17 protein-coding genes and 4 pseudogenes are annotated in these 20639 nt (G+C 43.9%); 12 read left to right on the plus strand and 9 right to left on the minus strand.

Translation table 11 applies throughout. The features are described 5' to 3' along the window. Positions 1-128, plus strand: a pseudogene (locus H6F66_RS29315) (IS1 family transposase); the annotation flags it as partial. Positions 129-364: 236 nt separating this feature from the next. Here H6F66_RS29315 and H6F66_RS11700 read toward each other — a convergent pair. Then, positions 365-1858 (minus strand): pitrilysin family protein, encoded by a 1494-nt coding sequence (locus H6F66_RS11700; RefSeq protein WP_190421338.1) that lies wholly within the window; start codon positions 1856-1858, stop codon positions 365-367. 83 nt (positions 1859-1941) lie between these two features. Next, positions 1942-3645: a pitrilysin family protein gene (locus H6F66_RS11705; protein WP_242019240.1), complete on the minus strand. Its 1704-nt coding sequence runs from the start codon at positions 3643-3645 to the stop codon at positions 1942-1944. A gap of 224 nt (positions 3646-3869) precedes the next feature. On the opposite strand from H6F66_RS11705, the gene H6F66_RS11710 reads away from it, so the two are divergent. The 5 genes from H6F66_RS11710 to phnE all read left to right on the plus strand — a co-directional run bounded on the left by H6F66_RS11710 (position 3870) and on the right by phnE (position 8779). Continuing rightward, positions 3870-4505 (plus strand): TetR/AcrR family transcriptional regulator, encoded by a 636-nt coding sequence (locus H6F66_RS11710; protein ID WP_190421434.1) that lies wholly within the window; start codon positions 3870-3872, stop codon positions 4503-4505. A 232-nt stretch (positions 4506-4737) separates the two neighbouring features. Continuing rightward, the gene (locus H6F66_RS29320) at positions 4738-5859 is read left to right on the plus strand and encodes a Rid family detoxifying hydrolase (RefSeq protein WP_190421340.1); all 1122 of its coding nucleotides are present in this window, start codon (positions 4738-4740) and stop codon (positions 5857-5859) included. 275 nt (positions 5860-6134) lie between these two features. Further along, entirely contained in the window at positions 6135-7115 is a 981-nt protein-coding gene (locus tag H6F66_RS11720; protein ID WP_190421436.1) for a phosphate/phosphite/phosphonate ABC transporter substrate-binding protein, read from the plus strand. A 73-nt stretch (positions 7116-7188) separates the two neighbouring features. After that, positions 7189-7905 (plus strand): phosphonate ABC transporter ATP-binding protein, encoded by a 717-nt coding sequence (locus H6F66_RS11725; RefSeq protein ID WP_190421342.1) that lies wholly within the window; start codon positions 7189-7191, stop codon positions 7903-7905. 85 nt (positions 7906-7990) lie between these two features. Continuing rightward, entirely contained in the window at positions 7991-8779 is a 789-nt protein-coding gene (gene phnE, locus H6F66_RS11730) for a phosphonate ABC transporter, permease protein PhnE (RefSeq protein WP_190421344.1), read from the plus strand. A gap of 101 nt (positions 8780-8880) precedes the next feature. Here the strand turns inward: phnE and H6F66_RS28880 are convergent, their stop codons facing one another. Beyond that, entirely contained in the window at positions 8881-9003 is a 123-nt protein-coding gene (locus tag H6F66_RS28880; protein ID WP_277873936.1) for a hypothetical protein, read from the minus strand. Between the two features lie 152 nt (positions 9004-9155). Between H6F66_RS28880 and H6F66_RS11735 the strand changes: the two genes are divergently transcribed. From H6F66_RS11735 to H6F66_RS11740, 3 genes and pseudogenes are all read left to right on the plus strand, one after another. Then, complete coding sequence (locus tag H6F66_RS11735; protein WP_190421346.1) at positions 9156-9551, plus strand: DUF1636 domain-containing protein; 396 nt, start codon at positions 9156-9158, stop codon at positions 9549-9551. A 33-nt stretch (positions 9552-9584) separates the two neighbouring features. After that, positions 9585-9813 (plus strand): annotated as a pseudogene (locus H6F66_RS28370) (hypothetical protein). A gap of 13 nt (positions 9814-9826) precedes the next feature. Then, positions 9827-10837 (plus strand): GTP-binding protein, encoded by a 1011-nt coding sequence (locus H6F66_RS11740; protein ID WP_190421349.1) that lies wholly within the window; start codon positions 9827-9829, stop codon positions 10835-10837. A 248-nt stretch (positions 10838-11085) separates the two neighbouring features. On the opposite strand, the pseudogene H6F66_RS11745 reads toward H6F66_RS11740, so the two are convergent. After that, positions 11086-11913: pseudogene (locus H6F66_RS11745) on the minus strand (Npun_R2479 family HD domain-containing metalloprotein); the annotation flags it as partial. 647 nt (positions 11914-12560) lie between these two features. Between H6F66_RS11745 and H6F66_RS11750 the strand changes: the two are divergent. Continuing rightward, positions 12561-13226 carry a type 1 glutamine amidotransferase domain-containing protein gene (locus H6F66_RS11750; protein ID WP_190421351.1) on the plus strand — a complete coding sequence of 222 codons (666 nt, stop codon included), beginning with the start codon at positions 12561-12563 and terminating at the stop codon, positions 13224-13226. 43 nt (positions 13227-13269) lie between these two features. On the opposite strand, the gene H6F66_RS11755 is transcribed toward H6F66_RS11750, so the two are convergent. The 3 genes from H6F66_RS11755 to H6F66_RS11765 all read right to left on the minus strand — a co-directional run bounded on the left by H6F66_RS11755 (position 13270) and on the right by H6F66_RS11765 (position 17895). Next, positions 13270-15393: a molybdopterin oxidoreductase family protein gene (locus H6F66_RS11755; RefSeq protein WP_190421353.1), complete on the minus strand. Its 2124-nt coding sequence runs from the start codon at positions 15391-15393 to the stop codon at positions 13270-13272. A 217-nt stretch (positions 15394-15610) separates the two neighbouring features. Beyond that, positions 15611-16672 carry an IS630 family transposase gene (locus H6F66_RS11760; RefSeq protein ID WP_199295329.1) on the minus strand — a complete coding sequence of 354 codons (1062 nt, stop codon included), beginning with the start codon at positions 16670-16672 and terminating at the stop codon, positions 15611-15613. Between the two features lie 512 nt (positions 16673-17184). Then, a complete protein-coding gene (locus H6F66_RS11765) occupies positions 17185-17895 on the minus strand; it encodes a cytochrome b/b6 domain-containing protein (protein ID WP_190421440.1) in 711 nt (236 codons plus the stop codon). 250 nt (positions 17896-18145) lie between these two features. On the opposite strand from H6F66_RS11765, the pseudogene H6F66_RS28375 reads away from it, so the two are divergent. Next, a pseudogene (locus H6F66_RS28375) lies at positions 18146-18247 on the plus strand (LuxR C-terminal-related transcriptional regulator); the annotation flags it as partial. A 138-nt stretch (positions 18248-18385) separates the two neighbouring features. Here the strand turns inward: H6F66_RS28375 and H6F66_RS11775 are convergent. Then, complete coding sequence (locus H6F66_RS11775) at positions 18386-18910, minus strand: GUN4 domain-containing protein (protein ID WP_190421357.1); 525 nt, start codon at positions 18908-18910, stop codon at positions 18386-18388. Between the two features lie 174 nt (positions 18911-19084). Continuing rightward, positions 19085-19681 carry a restriction endonuclease gene (locus tag H6F66_RS11780; protein WP_190421359.1) on the minus strand — a complete coding sequence of 199 codons (597 nt, stop codon included), beginning with the start codon at positions 19679-19681 and terminating at the stop codon, positions 19085-19087. Positions 19682-20275: 594 nt separating this feature from the next. Here H6F66_RS11780 and H6F66_RS28885 point away from each other — a divergent pair. Further along, positions 20276-20407 carry a hypothetical protein gene (locus tag H6F66_RS28885; protein WP_277873938.1) on the plus strand — a complete coding sequence of 44 codons (132 nt, stop codon included), beginning with the start codon at positions 20276-20278 and terminating at the stop codon, positions 20405-20407. The last annotated feature ends 232 nt before the right edge of the window (positions 20408-20639 follow it).

Here is a 20639-nt window from a genome sequence, read left to right on the forward strand (position 1 = left end):
GACAAAGAATATCGCGTTTAGTAAGAAAAACTCTTTCGTTCTCTAAAAAACTCTCCAATCATATAGGAGCTATCTGGTATTTTATTCATGAGTATAACGCCAGTTTATCTATAGAGCAAAAAGCTTGATTATCATTACTATGCAGGACTACCCAATAATTTAGTGCATCAATTGCCGATTGCATATTGTTGTCGCTTGTAAAAAAGCGATCGGGCTGAGTTAAAAGTTCCTATGTTTTAGCGTCTACTCATGAAGTAGGCGCTATATTTTTAAAGGTTAACTCAAAAGTATTGCGAGTAGTTTTAGAATGCAGAATTCAGAAGCCAAAATATTTCTTCTGGATTCTGCATTTATGCTTTTTAACTCAACGGTTACTGCTCTTTGGCGTTGGAATCGAAATATCTACCGACGTGACATTTGGTGTAAGACTTGTCAGAGGCGGATTAATTTCGGCAGCATTTCCAACTACCAGAGTAACAATGTTCTCTGGCTGGAGGTATTTTTGAGCAACTTGCTGCACATCCTCAATCGTTGTTGCTTCCAAAGCTTTCCGATAGCGGAAGATAAAATCTGGCGGGTAGCCGTAATATTCGTATCGCATCAACCGCGATAAAGTTTGGCTGGGATCTTGGAACTTGAAGACAAAAGAATTGAGTTCTGATTCTTTGGCATAAGCAAGTTCGGCTGGAGTAATTGCAGACGTGCGGATGCGTTCAATTTCAGCTAGAACGCCCTTAATAAAAGGCACAGTAGCATCAGATCGAGTTTGTCCACCAGCCAGAAACGTACCAGGATAGTCAAATTGGGGACTCCAATAACCGTAGACCGAGTATGCTAAACCTTGACGCGATCGCACTTCGTTAAACAGCCGTCCCCCAAAACCATTTAATACCCCATTGAGAACTTCCAGCGCCGCAAAATCAGGACTATTCAGCTGACCGCCCAGATGACCCATGAGAACATTACTCTGGGTCAGCTGCGGCTGATTCACCATAAAAATCCCGCCCTTCTTCGCTTGAGATGCACTTGGTATTGGTGCTTCCTGTTTAACTCCCGACGGCTTCCAGTTGCCAAACTTTTCCTCAATCAACTGGCGCATCGCAGACTTATCAAAATCCCCCACAATACCCAGAATCACATTACTGGGTAAGAAATATTTCTGGTAGAAACTTACCAAATCCTCGCGGGTGATATTATCCAGAGTCTGATACTCAACAGTTCGAGCATAAGGACTACTATCGCCGTAGATTAACTTCTGAAATTCGCGAGAAGCAATATCACCAGGATCGTCATTGCGACGGGCAATTTCACCACGCTGCTGAGTCTTAGCTAAAGCCAGCTTTTCTTGGGCAAAAACTGGCTCTTTAATCACCTCAGCGAATAGACTAAACACCTCATTCAAATCTTCACTGAGCGAACTAAAGTTAGCAGAACCAACAGTAGTATTAATGCTAGTTTCCACAGAAGCTGCTCTTTGTTCTAACAGCTCATTTAACTCATTACCAGAGTGCTTCGCAGTTCCCCCAGTTCGCAATACTTCCCCGACCAAACCAGCCAAACCGATCTTCTCACCAGGTTCCAAGCGATCGCCCGTGCGAATCAACGCCGTACCGCTAACCAAAGGAAGCTCCCGATCCTGCATCAAATAAACAATCATCCCATTGTCCATCTGATACCGCGTATATTCCGGCACCTTAACTTCCGGCACAGGCGAAAACTTCAACTCAGTGTAATGCCGCGCCGTGTCCGCCACAGCTGGCAACAAAAAAGAAAAAAGTAAAAAAGCGAAAGAAAAAAGAAACACGAAATAATGTTTCCTTCTTCCATCCTTACCCCTCAAATGCCCAAACCACTGCATATTACCTTCTCTCCCTTCTTCGCGCTCTTTGCGTCTAAAGCGCTAACGCGCATGGCTAAGGCGCTAACGCGGTTCATTAATCTTCATCCCTCTTTAGGCAAAATGCGCCCAACAGTGCGATTTTCCGACTGGAAAGTTTCCCGCGCCACCCGTTGAATATCTCCAGGTGTCACAGAAGCGATCGCATCTAGCTGCTTAAACAGATTTCGCCAAGAACCAGTCTTCACCTCATACTCCACCAGAGAAGTAGCCATGCCCATATTAGAATCGAGCGATCGCAACAACTCAGCTCTAGCCTGAGTCTTCACCCTCTCCAACTCTTTAGCTGAAACAGGTTCCGATTTAAGCCGCTCAATCTCCTTACTCAAAGACTGCTGCACCTCGTCAACCGTATGACCGGGAGCTGTAAGCGCGTAGAACAGCATCAAATTCGGGTACTTATCCCCCGGAAAGCCACTGAAACCCTGAGCCGCCAGAGCCACTTGCTGCTCTTGTACCAAAGACTTATACAGGCGAGATGTACGCCCATCGCTCAGCAAACGACCGATAATTTCATAAATCGCATTATCAGGATGACTCATTGCTGGACGATGATAACCTTCCAGATACCAAGGCTGAGATGGTAGCCGCAAAGTCACTTCCTGGGGTTGGGTTTGCTTCGGTTCCACCGCTGTTAACTTCGGCGGTGCAGGCGCAGCCTTGTAGCGACCAAAGTAAATCTGAGCCAGCCGTTTAACTTCCGCTGGGTCAACATCTCCCACAATCCCGATTGTCAAATTATTGGGAACGTAGTAAGTATCAAAAAACTTCTGCACATCCTCGCGGGTGAGATTGCGGATATCTTCGTTGTAGCCAATCACCGGACGACGATAAGGATGCACTTTGAAAGCTTTGTCAATAAAAGCTTCAATCATTTGACCAATAGGAGAATTATCAGTCCGCAGCCGTCGTTCCTCTAGAATTACCTGCTGCTCTTTATAAAACTCCCGAAAAACTGGATCTAAAAACCGCTCTGACTCCAGTGACATCCACAGTTCCAGCTTGTTAGCAGGAAAGCTGAAGAAGTACATTGTGGCATCTGTTGAGGTTGCGGCATTCAATCCTACGCCTCCAGCTTGCTCTACAATTTGACCCAGCTCATTTTGCTTGGCAAATTTAGTAGCTTCAGCCTCAACTTTGGCAAACTCAGCTTCCAAAGATGCTACCTCTGCCTCTTTTTTAGCAGCTTTGGCAGCCCGAATTTGTTTAGCTAACTCATCCAAGCGGTCTAAAAGCGGCTTTTCTTGCTGGTAATTTCGCGTTCCGATGCGCGTAGTTCCCTTAAAAGCCAAATGCTCTAGAAAGTGAGCCACACCCGTTTGACCATCGGGTTCGTTAGCACCGCCGACATCAGCGTAGGTGAAAAACGAAACTACAGGCGCTTCGTGCCGTTCCAGCACAATAAACTTCAGACCATTATCCAGCTTAAATTCAGTCACCTTCTCGATGACGCGATCTAGGTAGGGCTGGATAGATTGAGCAGTAGATGGAGGTGTCTGGGTACTTCTCGGATAAAGCTGACCTAACCCCCCTAGCCCCCCTTCCCTGCGAGGGAAGGGGGGAGAATTACTCCCCTCTCCTTGCAGGAGAGGGGCTGGGGGAGAGGTATCCCTTGAAGTATTGGGAGGTGTCTGGGTACGAGCCACAGCCGCCTCTGGGAGCATTCCCCACGAGAGGAGAAAAACTAGCAAAAATGCCAAAAGAGCCGAACAGTGGCGTTTTATTGACCATTTGGGGACTGGTTTCATAGCCTCCCGTAATAGTTGCTCGGTTTTTGGGATTGGGATAAACAGGAATCGACAAAACTGGCTCATACGGTACAAAAATCAAGCAGCGCTAATTCCAAGATATTGACTTTAACGTGGATTGCGTGCTGTTAACAATGTGTGAAGCTTTGAGCGATCGCGCAACTGTGCATTGCACAATAGCATTAACGTGTAAGTGGCAATCCATTAATCTAATTCTTCTCAATATGGGAATTTTTAACCGGAAATCCGTAGGTGCGACCAAGCAAGTCGCTCGTACAGAGGACGATACGCACACCAAGATTTTGAGCGCAGCCCAGCGGTTGTTTGCCCGTCAGGGATATGAGGGGACAACGACTCGCGATCTCGCCGCCGCCGCTGGGATTGCCGAAGGTACGCTGTTTCGTCATTTTCCGACTAAAAAAGCCATTTTGATTGAAGTGGCGACCCAAGGCTGGGTGGAAATTCTCACCGATTTGTTGACAGAATTGAGCGAAATGGGCAGCTATAAAGCTGTGGCTCAAGTGATGCACCGCCGGATGATGAATTTGCATGAAAATGCAGATATGCTGCGGGTTTGTTTTACGGAGGCGCAGTTTCATCCAGAGTTACGCGATCGCATCCAAGTTGAAGTTATTGTCAAAATGACAGACGTTGCTGAAGCTTTTTTTCAAACAGCAATGGATAAAGGGATTTATCGTCGCACAAATCCCCGAATTGTCGCCCAAGTTTTCTTAGGAATGTTCACAATTGCAGGTTTTAGCCAAGATACGCTAATGGGAGGTAGTTCTTCTCCTAAAGCAATGCAGGAAATGGCTGAAGGTTTGGCTGATATTTTCCTCAATGGTGTGTTGGCGAAATAAATTCACCCTGCCATTAACTGGGCGGTTGAAACCGCGTCTACACAGACTTAACCCGCCTGCGCGGGTTTCAAAACCTTTGATTTGTCTTAAGTCCGCGCAGGCGGACTTATGTGAAGCCGCGATTTCTAATCGCCAGGGCTTATTTTGGCTATTAGATTCGGAACAAACTCCAAGGCGGTACTGAAACAAAGCGGTAAACTGATGCAAGGGCGCGATAATTGCTAAATCAACAATGGACGCTGAAGAACTTCTAGAAAGATACGCAGCAGGAGAACGGAGATTTCATTCTGCACAACTGAGTGGGGTAAATCTCAAAGAAGCAGACCTGAGTGAGATAGACCTATATCGAGCAAATTTGACTGGAGCTGACTTGAGTGAAACAACTCTAACCAAGGCTAGTCTGTGGGAAGCAAACCTGAGTAGGGCATCCCTGATAGGTGCAAACTTGAAAGGTGTGCAGGGAAATTCACTTAATCTAAGTTGGGCAGACCTCAGGGGTGCTGACTTGAGTGGTGCTGACTTAAATAACGCAAATCTTACAGGGGCAGATTTGGCTGGAGCAAACTTAACTCAGGCAAACCTAGCTAATGTAAACTTGCAAAATGCAAATCTCCAGGGAGCTAAACTCCGGGGAGTAAGTCTGGATAAACGCGATTTGTCAGGCTTGAATCTCGCTGATGTGGATTTGGCTGGAGTATCCCTGGGAGAGGCAAACCTTAGAGAAACCTGTTTGCGAGGAGCAAATCTAGAGAGAGCAACACTCCAAAAAGCAAATTTGATAAAGACTAACCTGGATGGAGCCAACTTAAAGAAGGCAATCTTAACTGATGCCAACATTTACGGAGCGAACATCCAGAATGTGGACTTTAGTGGTGCGATAATGCCCGATGGAGAACGCTACAAACTGGAATCCTCCAATTCACAACCCCGCAAACAGGAAACATCGTTATCAACACAAATAGCAATGATTCGCAAAGTAATTCGTACAGAAAACGCACCAGCACCAGTCGGGCCATATAATCAAGCGATCGCTGCTTCTGGTCAAATGATCTTCGTCGCTGGTCAAATTGCCATCGACCCCAGAATAGGCGATATTGTCTACACCGACGATGTAGCTAAACAAACAGAACAGGTAATGGCTCATCTTGAAGCTATTCTCACTGCTGGTGGTGCTAACTGGCAAAATGTGGTAAAAACCACCGTTTTTCTCAAAGATATGAATGATTTTGCCGCGATGAATGCGGTTTATGGTAAATATTTTGATGCCGAAACAGCTCCCGCCCGTGCTTGCGTAGAAGTAGCCCGTCTCCCCAAAGATGTGCTGGTAGAAATTGACTGTATTGCCGTGATTTGAATGGTGCGCTCACCCTAAAGGGTGGCGCTACACAAACAAAGCCTCCTGACCCAGGCTTTTATTAAGTCTTGCGTTGCGCGGACTTCGTTTGTGGAGCATCGAGGCTTTAGCCTACGGGCGATCGCACCGTAATAATATATTTAATCTTATTGACTTTTTTTCTTAAAAGTTATTGACTTTTGTTGTCAAACGTTTAAGACTTTACTAAGTGCTTGTTGCCACTATTTCTCTATAAACAGTGGCATAGTCTTTATTTTTGCAACGGAGCGTTAAAAATAATCGTGAAGAAGAACATTTTACTTGGTGCAGGTGCTGTAGCGGTATTAGCACTGGCAGGTTTGGCTATCAACACGGTTGAAAAAGTGCCACAGGCGTTGGCAGACAACTCCGCCAACAACCAAGTGCAAAGTCCCATTGCTCAGGGTCGTGTTAGGCGTTTGACAATTGCTTTCCCTGGCCGAGGAGATACCGCAGATTTACAAAACAAGGCAAATGCTGTAGCACAGTTTTTGTCAAGAGAGCTGGGAATGCCAGTTGACGCATTTGTTGCTGATGATACATCTGCTGTGGAAGCCTTGAGAGCTAACAAAGCTGATGTTGCTTTTTTGAGCAGTCGTCCCGCGTTGAAAGCTCAGCAGTTGGCAAATGCCAGATTGTACCTAGCCGAGGTGCGTCCAAATTATTCTGGAAGACACACTTATAGATCTGTTTTTGTAGTACCGACTAATAGCACGCTGAAAAGCCAAGCAACAGCTAAGCAGACGCTGGAACAACTGCGGGGCAAAAAAATGGCTTTCACTTCCCCCACCTCTGGATCTGGGTTTATTTTCCCAGTCGGTGAGATGGTAAAACAGGGATTGGTGCCGAATCGCGATCGCTTAAACGGTTTCTTCGGACAAATCTCATACGGTAACAACTACAGCGGAGCCTTGCAAGCTGTTCTCAGAGGTCAGGCAGATGTAGCCGCAGTCTCAGAATACGCCCTTTTCCCCCCATATATCACCGCAGAAGAAGCAAAAAAACTGCGGGTTCTTCATGGAATTTCTGGCGTACCTGCTCACGGTGTCGCCATTGATGATGACGTACCAAACCCGATGCGGGAAAGAATCATCAACGCCATGCTGAAGTTGAATCAGCCAGCGAATAATCAACTGCTAAAAAACCTGTATAACTCAACTGAATTAGTTAGAGTTAACGGCAATCAGCATTTACAACCAATGCGCGAAGCTCTAAGTCGTGCTGGAATTGAACCATAGAAATTTGTTAATTGCTAATAGTTAATAGCAATTAGCAACTAGCAACTAGCAATTAGCAATTAGCAATCCTGCAATGACCATTGAATGCCAAGACTTAGAAACGCCCTATGCAGCATCTTTGAATCGTCCGATTCTAAACCGGATTAATTGCAAGATTGGGCAGGGTGAATTTGTCGCTTTGCTAGGACTCAATGGGGCGGGAAAGTCCACATTGTTGCGATCGCTAGTTGGGTTAGTTCCAGTGCAACGGGGAGAAATTCGCATCAACGGTGTAGCGGTGACTCCCCGCACCTTGCCTAGAATTCGGCGAGACGTAGGCATGATTTTTCAAGGCGGAGGGCTGATTCGGCAACTCACCGCCCTGGAAAACGTGCTTGTGGGACGTTTGGGAACGTTGTCAACTTGGCAAAGCTTGTGGGGATTTAAGCCACGCGATCGCCGCCAAGCTTTAGAACTTCTGAGCCAGTTGGGGTTGCAGGATCAGGCTTATCAAAAAACTGGTCAACTCAGCGGCGGACAGCAACAACGGGTAGCGATCGCCCGCGCCCTTATCCAATCCCCACAAATCCTCTTAGCAGACGAACCTATTGCCGGGTTGGATATCATGGGTTGCCAACAAGTGATGCAAACCTTCGCCGAGTTACATCGCGATCGCCAGATGACGATTGTAGTAGTTCTGCACGATTTGAGCATCGCCGCCGCCTACGCCCAACGAGCTATCATCCTTGATACAGGTCGTATAGTCCACGATGGCGACTGCGAAAATTTACCATTCCAATTTTCAAGATAAAGAAATTAAACGCAAAGGTACGCACAGGTATTTGCGTACCTTTGCACTTTCCTTTGCTACCTAGAGCGTTTAAAAAAACAAATTTATGAAAAACTTTGCGAGTTTCTGGAGACGCTACACCTGGGTTAATCGCCTAATTATACTGATTATTATTGTTTTGGTATATGCTTGGGCGTTGCAAGGGCTAAAAGTAGATTTAGCACTCCTTAAGGATAGCTGGCCTTACGTAACTGATTTTGTAACCCGTTTATGGCCTCCCAATTTTGACGTTTTAGATGTGGCGATTGAGAGGCTAATTGAGACAATTCAAATGTCGTTGTGGGGAACCACTATCGGCGCAATTATTTCCTTGCCAGTTGCGATTTTCTCCGCCCGAAATTTGGCACCTAGTTGGTTACGATTCTGGGCTAATTTTCTGCAAAATGCTGTGCGTTCTATTCCCTCAATTGTTCTGGGGCTACTTTTTGTAGCCGCAACCGGGCTAGGAGCACCAGCCGGAACTTTAGCATTAGGCATCTACACTGTGGGCTATCTCGGTAAATTTTATCAAGAAGCCATTGAAGCTGTCGATCAACGCTCTATCGAATCTTTGCAAGTTGCTGGTGCTTCTTGGCTGCAAATTGCCCAATATGGAATTTTGCCGCAAGTGATGCCTTTGGGATTAGGCTATACCTTGTATATGTTTGAGTATAATATTCGCGCCGCCTCGGTGTTGGGTGTCGTTGGTGCGGGTGGCATTGGTTTTGAGCTGGTTAACTACATCCGTGGTTTTGAATACAACAAGGCAACAACGATGATGTTGGTGCTGTTAGTAGTCGTCACCGCAATTGATGCCCTCAGTAGTAAGCTGCGTCAACGGCTAGAGGCAATGTAGCACTCTATTGCACTCGAAACTGTAAAATACCCTGCCTGGAATCAGTTGATGATATAATGATAATCATTATCAGCAAATATGCGATCGCGTTCCTGCATCGTCTATAGTAATTCGAGGGCTGGGTGCGATAAACCTGTAGGGACACGGCATTGCCATGTCCTTACCAAAGTGGCGATAACGTCAAAACCGCCATATATAGCGGTTCTCGGTTGGATGAGGTACACTGTGACCTCTCTCCTTGTAGAAGATAGGCTTTAATTCTTACTCCCCTTCCCTTGTAGGGAAGGGGTTGGGGGTTAGGTTATTCTGATGTACTTCACGCAACTGAGAAACACTATATTCCACCCAGTTTAGTTTCTCCAACAATATTATTCCCATGACTGAACACGTTTTATTTGTTTGCAAATCCTGTTCATTTTCGTCAACCGAACGAAAATACATGAACCAGACTGGGGGCGATCATTTGCTGACTCAGCTATCGAATTTGTATGAAAATTGGTCGTTACAATCAGAGTTTGCAATTCAAGAAGTTGAGTGTCTAAGTGGATGCGATCGCTCGTGTACTATTGCCTTTTCTGCTCCTAATAAAGCTACCCTCATGTTTGGCGATTTACCACCTTTAGAGAGTGCAGCAGAAATCCTCAAATTCAGCGAAAAATACTTTACCAGTGCCACAGGTATCATCCCACGACAAGAACGACCAGAAGCACTAAAAAAAGGCATTCTTGCTCGAATTCCGCCTTTACCCCACGCTACCCAGGCTAGTTTTTAAGTAAGATAAGAACCATTATCTGAAGCCTCTATTATGTCGTCCACCGCTTCCTCGTTACCAAATTCCCTAGCACGAATTATAGAACGCTTTCAACGTCAAGCCGATCCCAAGTGACGCTATGAGCAACTAATTTGGTACGCCAAGCGGCTAAAAGAATTTCCAGCTGACACCTTCTCGCGCCAATGGTTTTTACAACATTTTCCAAACTATGCAGAAAAAGGCTTGGGAATATCAATTACAAATTTCCGATCAGCTCAATTAACAAAACAAGAGCAATGACAAATATCACAGCAACAACACCAGACGCAATATTAGATATTCCTAAACGGGGAATGCCTGTAACGATTATTACAGGCTTCTTGGGTAGTGGAAAGACAACCCTACTAAACCATATTTTACAAAATCGCCAAGACTTGAAGGTGGCAGTTTTAGTGAATGAGTTTGGCAATATTAATATTGACAGCCAGTTGTTGATTTCGGTTGATGAAACCATGATGGAATTAACTAATGGCTGTATTTGCTGCACGATTAACGATGGATTACTCGATGCAGTTCACAAGGTGATGGAAAGAAGCGATCGCATCGACTACTTAATTGTTGAAACAACCGGAGTCGCCGATCCATTACCAATTGCCCTAACCTTTATTAGTACAGATTTGCGGGATTTAACCAGGATTGATTCTATCTTAACTTTGGTGGATGTTGCAACATTTACACCAGAGCATTTTGAAAGCGATGCCGCCCTCAATCAAGTTTCTTATGGTGACATCATTCTGCTAAACAAAACCGATTTGGTTCCAGAAGAGAAAGTCAAGGAATTAGAAGAATACATTCGCACAGTGAAAGTTGGCGCGAGAGTTTTGCGAACCTCCTACGGACAAGTTCCTCTACCACTAATTTTAGATGTGGGATTTTCCCAAGCGGAATCTTATGCAGCTAAAGAGGAATCCAGCCACCATCATCATCACCACGATCATCATCACGATCATTCCCACCACTTAGAAAATGATGGTTTCATGTCATTTTCTTTTCAAAGCGATCGCCCTTTCCTCTTAGAGAAATTTCAATACCTTTTAACTGACCAATTGCCCGATGATGTCTTTCGCGCCAAAGGGTTACTCTGGTTTAAGGAAAGCAGTTTACGTCACATCTTTCAACTGTGCGGCAAACGAATTGAGTTGAAAACTGATAAGTGGTCTTCTCATAAAAGCAATCAGCTGGTATTTATTGGGCGTAACTTGAACATAGCCCAAATTCAACAGCAGTTAAAAAACTGCCTTGAGTAAATAGTAAGGGATTATTCAATCCTATCATTCTCCAATTCAACAACAGCCCTTACTAAAGTAAAGCGTAACTTCTACCTAGCATTCACAAACACGCTTTTTGAGGAAACTAATTTATTAATAGCAACCGACCCTTGGTTAGTTGCTAGTTGATTAGCCTCATACCCAATTGTGTCACGAGAGACTTTCTTCAAATTGGGGAAACTCATATAAGACTTGTCCACTGATACTTTGAGAGTATTCCCAACAATTTCATCCTCTACTACAGACACATTCTTCATTAGGTTAGTAATGATTTGTCTACCAGAGGGCGTTACCTCCAAGTAGCGTACCCCTTGTTGTATATAACGATAAACAACATTCCAGAAAAAATTTGGGAAACCTAAACGCAAGTCCTCTGGATGATGGTAGCCCAAATTTTTATTGACACCAGTTTCTTCAAACTCGTAGAACAGCGCTGTAATTTTTTGCAAGTATTGCGGGTCTGAAAGCTGACCGATTAAATCAGCAGCGCGAACTAAACCGGGATAGTTAACAGTGTCCTGATGTTCCTCATCAGGGGGGACTGGGAAACGGGTCAACTCAATGTTGTGCTTAATCACTTCCACATCAATCAGTGGATGACCCGAAAAACACTCCTCAACAAACAATTTCCCCCGGTCTACATGATAAGGAGTTAGGCTTGCATCGGTGGAACCAAGTGGTAAAGAAATTATCTCACCTTTTATTCCCTTAGCATACAACCTCTCATTAAGTTGGTCTTGACGACAAACACGCTTAACATAGCCAATGTCATGACACAGCAAAGAAATTATTGTATGCAACCAATCCTCACAGGAAACACCTCCTTCACTTTGGTGCTTCCCTTGCAAAATTTCTTGTCCTACTAAAGTCACAAGGATAGTGTGTTCAACGTTGTGATACAAGGCGTTGCTAGTAGCAATGTTTTCCAGCGCCATATTTGCCACCCAACTAATCAGGTCAACATAATCGGGTTTAAGATTTCCGTAAGCCTGACGATAACCTGCTTGGAGGCGTTCAACGCAAGTACCAATCATTGCCTTTGTGAGACTAAACATTGCTCTTCCCCTGACTGAATTGGTAACTTTTGAAATAAATACACGCTTACGCTGTCAATCTTTTAAATAGGCTATTGGGTAATTCTTTTCATTCAAGTGGTTAAGAGGAAAACCCTTATTAAAATTTTGATGCCTAGTTCATAAGAAAGCAACCAGAAAAACTCATCGATTTTTAGCTTTTAGCAAATTAGTTCCCAAGAATTGGGCTAAATAATTGATGTGAAAAATATAAACCTCATAAAACCTCATAAAACATCAGGCTAATCTCAGAAAAAGCTATAAATCTAGTATTCTCTAATATCGCGCGTTTCTCCCTCTAAATAGTGTGATCGTTTCAATTAGTAAGTTGTGATAATTACTGGCTGATAGTTGTGATGATAAATGCACCTTTATGGTGACAGAAAAAGGCTATGCTTGTGATATAAGTTACAGACTGATATTAAAGTATGTAGGGTGAGCTATTAAAAATCCCGTCCACTTGTAGGCAGAGATGAGAACTAGCAGTCAGTAGCTTGCTTGTGGTGGACATCGCGCCAGAGAGAAAAGTACCTGGTTTTAATTAACACTCCTCAGGCATACGCCCAGAAGAAGGTCAAGGCTTTAGAATTGACAGCAACCGGACTTTCTCCCTATCAAGAGCAGCTTTTATGAGCGACCAGAAAAATATTCTGATAATTGTGACCAGCCACAACCAAATTGATGCCGACCATCCAACAGGATTGTGGTTAGAAGAGTTCGCGATTCCTTTTCAATTGTTTCGTCAACACACATATACAGTCACAGTTGCCAGTCCTCTAGGCGGGATGGCACCAATTGATCCCCGTAGCTTGTCTACATCTGAGCCAGCTGAAGCTCATGGTGATGCACTGCAAGCTCTACAGTATACGGAACCATTGAATAGCGTAAATGTTGACGACTACGATGCAGTCTTTTTCCCTGGCGGACATGGGACAATGTACGACTTACCTATTCCTGAAGTGGGTCGGGTGGTCAGCCAGTTTTTCGATGCTCAAAAGGTGGTAGCGGCGGTTTGTCATGGCCCTGCTGCATTTGTGCAAGCAACGCAATCAGATGGTACGCCGATTGTAAAAGGGCGAAAAGTCACTGGTTTTACCAACGAAGAAGAAGAGGAAGTTAAGTTAGCTCAATTGATGCCTTTCTTACTCGAATCGCGGTTGCAGGAACTCGGAGCTAAGTTTGAAAAGGCATCTATGTGGAGTGACTATGTAGTTGTAGATGGCAAGCTAATTACAGGTCAGAATCCCCAATCGAGTGCTAGTGTAGCTAAGGCAGTGATTGAAGCACTTGCGTGAACTACCTAAGCAGATAGGCTAAGACAGCATAAAGTTAAACAACTCAGTTAACACTCACAACTTCGACCAAAGAATCTCCCACCGCCGCCACTCGACCCAAATCAGCAAAAGCAGATGAAGTTGCCGCATTTACAGTATTCGCTGCGTGAGAAAGCTTGCGCCAGTAACCTAGAGGCGCAACTACTACACCCGGTCGCGTAATGTCGCTAACATGAGCCGGAACCTGAAACGCTCCCCGGTCGTTGAACACTTTCACTAACTGCCCCTCGACGATACCACGAGCCGCGGCATCGGATGGATGGACAATTACCCTTGGTTCTCTCTGTAGTTTGCGGTGCTTAGGCAAATTGGCGAAGCAGGAATTAATAAACTGATGCGGTTTAGCTGATAACAAACTTAGAGGATAACGCTCTTTTAGCGTCGGATTGCTAATCGGTGACTCCCGCTGCGGAGTATAGGTAGGCAACGGGTCTACTGGCATTCCAGGTTGAAATTCTTCACAGCCTTGGCGAAATGCTGGTAACACATAGTTGCTGTCCACAGCCATAGATGACAGGAACTCGCATTTCCCGGAAGGGGTAGGGAAGTTTCCAGCGGCGTGAGGAACCAAGTCGATTTTCAACTTGGCAAACCCTTTAGTTTTCAGCAAATCCATATCAATGCCATCTAGCGCAGGTGCAGACCAGTCCAAAACCTCCATTGCCATCTGTTCATCGCTAAGTTTAAAGCACTCTTCCTCAAACCCCATACGAGTTGCCAAGCGCCGGAAAAGTTCGATATTTGGGATGGCTTCTCCTAAAGGCGCGATCGCTGGCATATTTAAAGTTACATAGGTGTGTCCCCATGAAAACATCAAATCCAAATTCTCAACTTGAGTAGTAGCAGGCAGCAAAATGTCTGCATAATCAGCGGTATCTGTCATAAACTGCTCGCTGACAACAGTAAACAAATCCTCGCGGGACAAACCTGCCACGATTTTGTCCTGTTCAGCTGCTTGGGTCACTGGGTTGCAGTTGTAGACAAACAAAGCCTTAATAGGTGGATTCATTTCTCCAGTTAAAGTTTGACCAATCTGCCACTGATTAACCACTCGCGTACCCGCCTTGATAAACTCAGGGCGATGCACCACTTCCCAGCGGATGGGGAAAGGCCACATAGGAGCCTGTAGCATTCCACCTCCCAAGTGCCGCCACGCACCTACTAAAGCAGGCAGACAGCAAATTGCCCGTATCCCTTGACCGCCTCCAGCTTGCTTCTCAAGGGCAACACCCAGGCGAATAACGGATGGCTGTGTTGTGGCGTATTCCCTAGCCAGAGTTACAATGTCTCCAGCAGGAATACCCGTAATTTCAGCAACTCGTTCTGGTGGAAATTCGCTAACTCTTTCCTTGAGTTCTGCAAACCCAACGGTGTAATTTTCTACATAGTCTGCATCAATTAAATTTTCGTTGATGATGACGTGCATCAGCCCTAGTGCAAAAGCACCATCTGTACCGGGACGAATCGGAATATGCCAATCTGCTTGCGTTGCAGTCTTTGTCCGAACTGGGTCAATCACAACTAACTTAGCGCCGTTTTGTCTTGCTTCCTTGATAAACGGCCACAAATGCACGTTGGTAGAGAGTACATTGCAACCCCAGAGGATAATGTATTTAGAGTGGGAAAAGGTGTCTGGGTCAGTACCGTGCGTTGCACCATAAGTCATCAACCAAGCGGTGCTGGTTCCAGAAATGCAGAAGGTGCGTTCGCTGATGGAAGCACCTAGCCTGTTGAAGAAGGCATCACCAACAGTCAAACCGTTGAGAAGTCCTTCGTGGCCCAGATAGCTGCATGGGAGGATAGCCTCGGCTCCATACTCGGCAATAATTTCTTGGAAACGGCTGGTAATCTCGTCTAGGGCAGCGTCCCAACTAATACGCTCAAATTGACCGCTACCTTTGGGGCCGACCCGCCGCATCGGGTAAAGCACTCGGTCTGGGCTGTAAACTCGGTCAAGGTAGTCGCTGACTTTGCCACAGAGAGTACCCCGTGTAAAAGGATGGTCTGGGTTGCCACTTACTGATGTGGCTTGACCATTCTCTACTGTTATGAGCATCGCACAGGTGTCGGGGCAATCGTGAGGACACGCGCCGAGTACAACGGTCTTCTCGCCTACAGTGCTGACCATAACTTTGCCCCGCTGATTACAGTATTGTGGTTTTATATTTAGCTATAGCTGCTCGGAAAAACTGTTAAAAAAGTTACATAAAAATTAATTGTGTTTTAGTTATTACTATGATCGGTATCTTTTGTTTGCAACTGACAATAAATACCCCCACAAGAACTTTCACCCTTCCACAAAGGGAAAGGGAGGGGAAATTGTGGCTATAGCAGTCCTAAATGAGTTAAGAACAAGGTGCATACTGATGCACCTTAGGAAAATCAAATTTTTGGTTATTGGTAAAGAACTTAAATAGCCACTTAACGACAGAAAACGATTTACAGAGATGCCAACATTTTCTCAAAAAATTCTTGGTTTGTAACCAAATATCTTCTACAGGATTTTGTTCGGGTGCATTGGGGGCAAATACAATACAAGTAATTCGCCACTCTGTAGGTTCATAATTATTGTTGACTGATGCTAAGAAATCTTTAACTTCATCTGATTTATGATAACTAGCTCCATCCCAAATTAAAGCAATTCTTGTCTCAGGATACTCTTTTCGTAAATCTTTGATAAACTTTACCGTGTTTTCTGAATTTCCTGCCGGATACTCGCGGATAATAAATTTTTTAGTATGATAGTTTAAGGCTCCGAAATAAGTTTGCCTTTTCTTTGTATTTTTTATGGGAATCTCAATTCGGATATCCCTCTTACCCCAAACATATCCGCACACGTCATCTCCAAGTAAATGACACTCATCTACAAAAAACACAATCAGTCGTCCTGCCTCAATTTCAGCTTGATTCTGCTCTAAGAAATCAATAATTTCTTTTTTCTTTTTTTTTACTAGCTCTGGGTCGTAACTTGGGTTGACTTTCTGGGACTTCTTCCAGCTAATACCTGCATCTGATAGCAGGTCATAATAGCTCTGTCTTGATTGATAAATTACGCCGTAATGTTCATCTAAATAGGTAACTAATTCATCTAAATCCCAATATTTCTTTGTCTCTAACCAAGTTATAACTTCCCCCCTTTGCTTTGGTGTTAAATAACTCTTAGCCCCTTTATAAGCTAGCTTAATACCATTTATCCCTTGAGCTTCAAATTTTTGCTTCCAAGTAGTGATACAGGACTTATTCATACCCAAGAGTTGGGTAATTTTAGAGTATACTTCACCCTGTAGCGCCATTTTTACAGCCATTGCCCGTTTGAGTTCCCTCGCCTCTGGATTGCTTTGAATAAATTTTGTTAATATTCCTATTCTTTCTTCTTTTTGTTGTTGTTCCAGTAAAAAATTCTTCATAGGTATAGGCCGCAATCAAGAGTTTAGTACAAATTTACCACAAGTTTGTAAATCCAATAGGACTGCTATATTCAAAGGGAGAGATTTTATTGAGTCATGAACCATAGCTGGTTCATGAGGTTAATTTTAGGCAATCAAAAAACCCAAATTCTGTAGTTTCAGATACAAAGCTAGGTCTAACTCTACGCCTCAATAGAGTTAATAATATTCCTGGGTTTGCTGGGTATCCCCTAGCGATTAAAGATAGAGCAATTGGAGTTATGGAAACTTTTACCCACTATGGTATAGAGCCAGAATTTTTAGACGCTGTGCAGACGCTTTGTACAATTTATTGTGTTAGATACAGCTTTGCAGTACCAGGAATAAAAGCAGATTTGGCAGTCTTCAACTCGTAACCATAGATTTAAACACCTTTCTCTATCCGAGCATCTGTGCAAATTTAAAAGCTCAAACTTGTTATGAGCAACTCCATCAAGCGCTCATAAACGGCTGGATTCAGGAGGCTAACCAGACTACTTAAAGAGTGAAACAATCCAAGCACCCGTTATGCTCATCAACACAATAATCTCTAAAACTTTCAGAGGAAAGGACAGCTTCAACCACTCTTTAGCTAAAGTAGGTTGCAAACCATTCCACCATTGAAAAATATTTTCGCGCCACAAAGCGGGACTATCTTTAGGGCGGAATTGGTAGCTTAATATTGACAAGAGAAGGGGAATTCCTCCTACCTTGGCACTCATTAACAGATGCAAGGCGATGCAGACAACCATCACCACCCATGAAATGAGGTGAGCATAATACCAGCCATGATTAAGCTCTCCCTTAGGTAGCCACTTTTCATCCATCATCTTCCCGGAGAAAACCGCAAAAGTCAGTGCCAATATAGCAAGCGTGTTAATTACTCGATGCAGCGTATACCACCATATAGGTGTACCCAACTTTCCAAGTTTTGCCACAAAATCCTGCTGGATAAGTCTTTTGTGTCCACGATGGAAAGCGTATAGAGCAAATAGAGGGAATACCAGTAAAGCATATAGCCCAAAGGTGCCATGAATTCCTTCTATTTCCTTTAATTCAGGCAAGGGAATTCTTCCCCATCGTCCGTCGTAGACATCGTATGTCCAGAATGCGGTCAAAATCGCGGCAATTACGAAAAGACCAGTAAACCCATGCAGAATACGAAGAAGAAAAGGTTGGTATGGCCCAGAGAGTTTTGCAGGCATATTCAGAAAGTTATCGAAATCTTCCCTACGTCTTTCACTTAATTCAATTGTCTCACCCTGCGATCGCCCTACTGACAATACTTTAACCTCTAAACCCTTCACTCACAACCTCTTCAAGTCTTCTCAAAGAGTTGCAGGCGGTTTCCTACCTCAACTTACCCTAAAATAGAATATCGTTCTACTATCACAAAATCCAGAACCTACCGATTTAGATAGGGGTTTGATGGCTACTTGGCAGAGTTTTAGACAGCGCGATCGCGACATCACCAATCGTCTCATGATCAGCGAGAGTACCGTCAAATTTCACATCAATAACATTCTTAAAAAGCTCAAAACTCAAACTCGTTATTAAGCACTGCATCATGCGATTGTCAATGGCTGGATTCAGTAGTTTAATGGCAAGCATCACTGGCGGCAGATAGCATCCAAACCAAGCTAAGAGTAAACAGTCAGCCCGGTGCAGGCGTTTGTTAGGCAGCTTAGTGACTTATCACACCTGCCAAGCTCTGAAATATAGCAATAATTGCCACAACAGAGGAATAAGTCTTTTATCTTCAGGAAGAACGTGAATTTGAAACAAACTTACAGGCATCTTTCCATACAGTGGCAGATACCCCTCCGGCTTGTTAATCACATATTGACTGTAATCGATATCCGTAATCCATTGATTTGCATCAAACCAACCTGAATAGGTTGCAAACTTTTTTTTGCGTTGAGCGAGGCAGTCTTGATAATCCTGATTATCTCTGCACGGTTCATAGTCGTTGCGGCAAGTTTCAGGTGTAACTCTACTGTCTACAAAGGCACGGTTTAACACTCGTCTTTGAGCCTCAAAACCAAACTTATTGCTGCTATGTTGCTGCCAAAGACCATCAATAAATTCCAATTTCTCAATGGATAGTTCCTTTATTGTTCGCACATCTAAGTTATTAACTAGCCTAGCTGTCTCTTGGTCAGCTTCTTTCCAATTTTGTTCTTCCAAAAGAATACTTAACTTTTCACATCCTTTATTCATTGGCATCTCCCAAAAGGACTAGATTAAACTACGCATAATGTCTTGCCGTTCAGTGGTACACCCAGGTAACAAAAAATCCTGTTTTGGCAAAGATACCTCGTATCCTGCGACTGCAACTGTCTTATTAAGTCGGGCAAGCGCTGAATACCATAATAATAGAATAAGCGGCTGCGCCTACTGTAAACTAGCATTACTCTGAGCATCCATGAACTCTAACGAAATCAACTCAGAACGTTTTGTAGTCAATTGTCCATTAGTCGTCAAGCCGTAAATAAATTCACCATCTGGCAATCCAGGTGTGATTTCCGTCATCAGCCCATACAGAATACTCTCTTGTGACCATAACTCAGAGCCAGTATCCAGACGAATTACAGGAGTATCTTTAGGAATCCAACGCCATAAACCAATTCCTTTTGAACGTGCAAATTCATATGCACCCTCATCAAATCCAATCGGAGTAATCATTGTGCCCTTCGTTCGATCAGCCCCGACCTGATTGAGCTTGGCGTGAAATTCTTCAACATCATCAACTGGAATGGTGTGACTATAGTTTTTGCATTCCCAAATCCAAATCCAGAAAGGTGTAGATGCACCTCTTCGACATACTTCAATCGATACATCAAAGAGTATGTCTTTCATTCGATCACGAGAGTAATATGCTGGCTTATGTTGAATTCTAGCTTGTTCAGGATGAATTCCTAACTCTCCTTGATCTAGTAATTGCTGAAGGAGGCTTGCCACATCAAGCTCATACGTTTTCCCTTTACCCATTTAAAGAAACCTCGTCAGCTTCAATAGACATATACTATGTACCGCAACCTAACTTTACCTTGAATACTAACAGGGAATCTCAAAGTACCCTGCCACCAGACAAATCAAGGAGCCTAACTATTCATTATGCTGAATTTTCCTGATAAAAGCCCTGAGCAAGGAATTATTCAGATACTTCGCACATAACATTCCTTAAAGGATGATTATCCTGAAACTTTCTGGATGATGTATACTAAAAGCCAATTAGACTAAAATCTTCACAAACATCTTCCGCTTATTAAATTGTCTCATTGTTGATGACGAAGCGATTCATGCTTGTGTTTGTTGCGCTTGATCGAATTGCTCTACAATTTGGTTGACGAACGTCTTACCATCAATTTAATCTATTAGGGGAGAGCGCGCTCTCCCCAAAACTCATCATCTATCGATTTAGATAGTGTTCTGATGGCTGCTTAGTAAAGTTTGAGGCAGCGCGATCGCTGCGGCTAGCCCTATCCTTAGACTTAAACTTTCCGTATTCAGAGATACAAGACACCTCCTTATCTAACACTTAGTCTGGCAATACATTCGAGCAATTAAGCGATAAGTGAGCCAATGAAAACGCACTATTCCGTTGTTGTAGGAGCTGGTCAAGCTGGGCTTTCCATAAGCTACTGGTTGATGGAGAGAATCTTTCTTGGGAAAAATCTGCAAGAATGCACCTGCACCACTATCAGCGACTTATAACATCCTATGGCTGAAATCCGCTTTCATCAATGGACTGATGGTTATCCGGAAACCTGCTATTCCCGTTCTTAAGTTGTCAAAGGCTATTTCACACCTAACAGTGACTACGATATTGATGACTTTGTTGAGCGATTGCGTTCAGCCCTGAAAATTGCAAGCGATCGCGTTCAGGAAAAGTATGGCAGACCTTGTGGTTTAGCTTGGCGACAGATGCAAGACATTGAAGTTAAAT

It is taken from the genome of Trichocoleus sp. FACHB-6, from assembly GCF_014695815.1.
GTDB lineage: Bacteria > Cyanobacteriota > Cyanobacteriia > Cyanobacteriales > FACHB-T130 > Funiculus > Funiculus sociatus.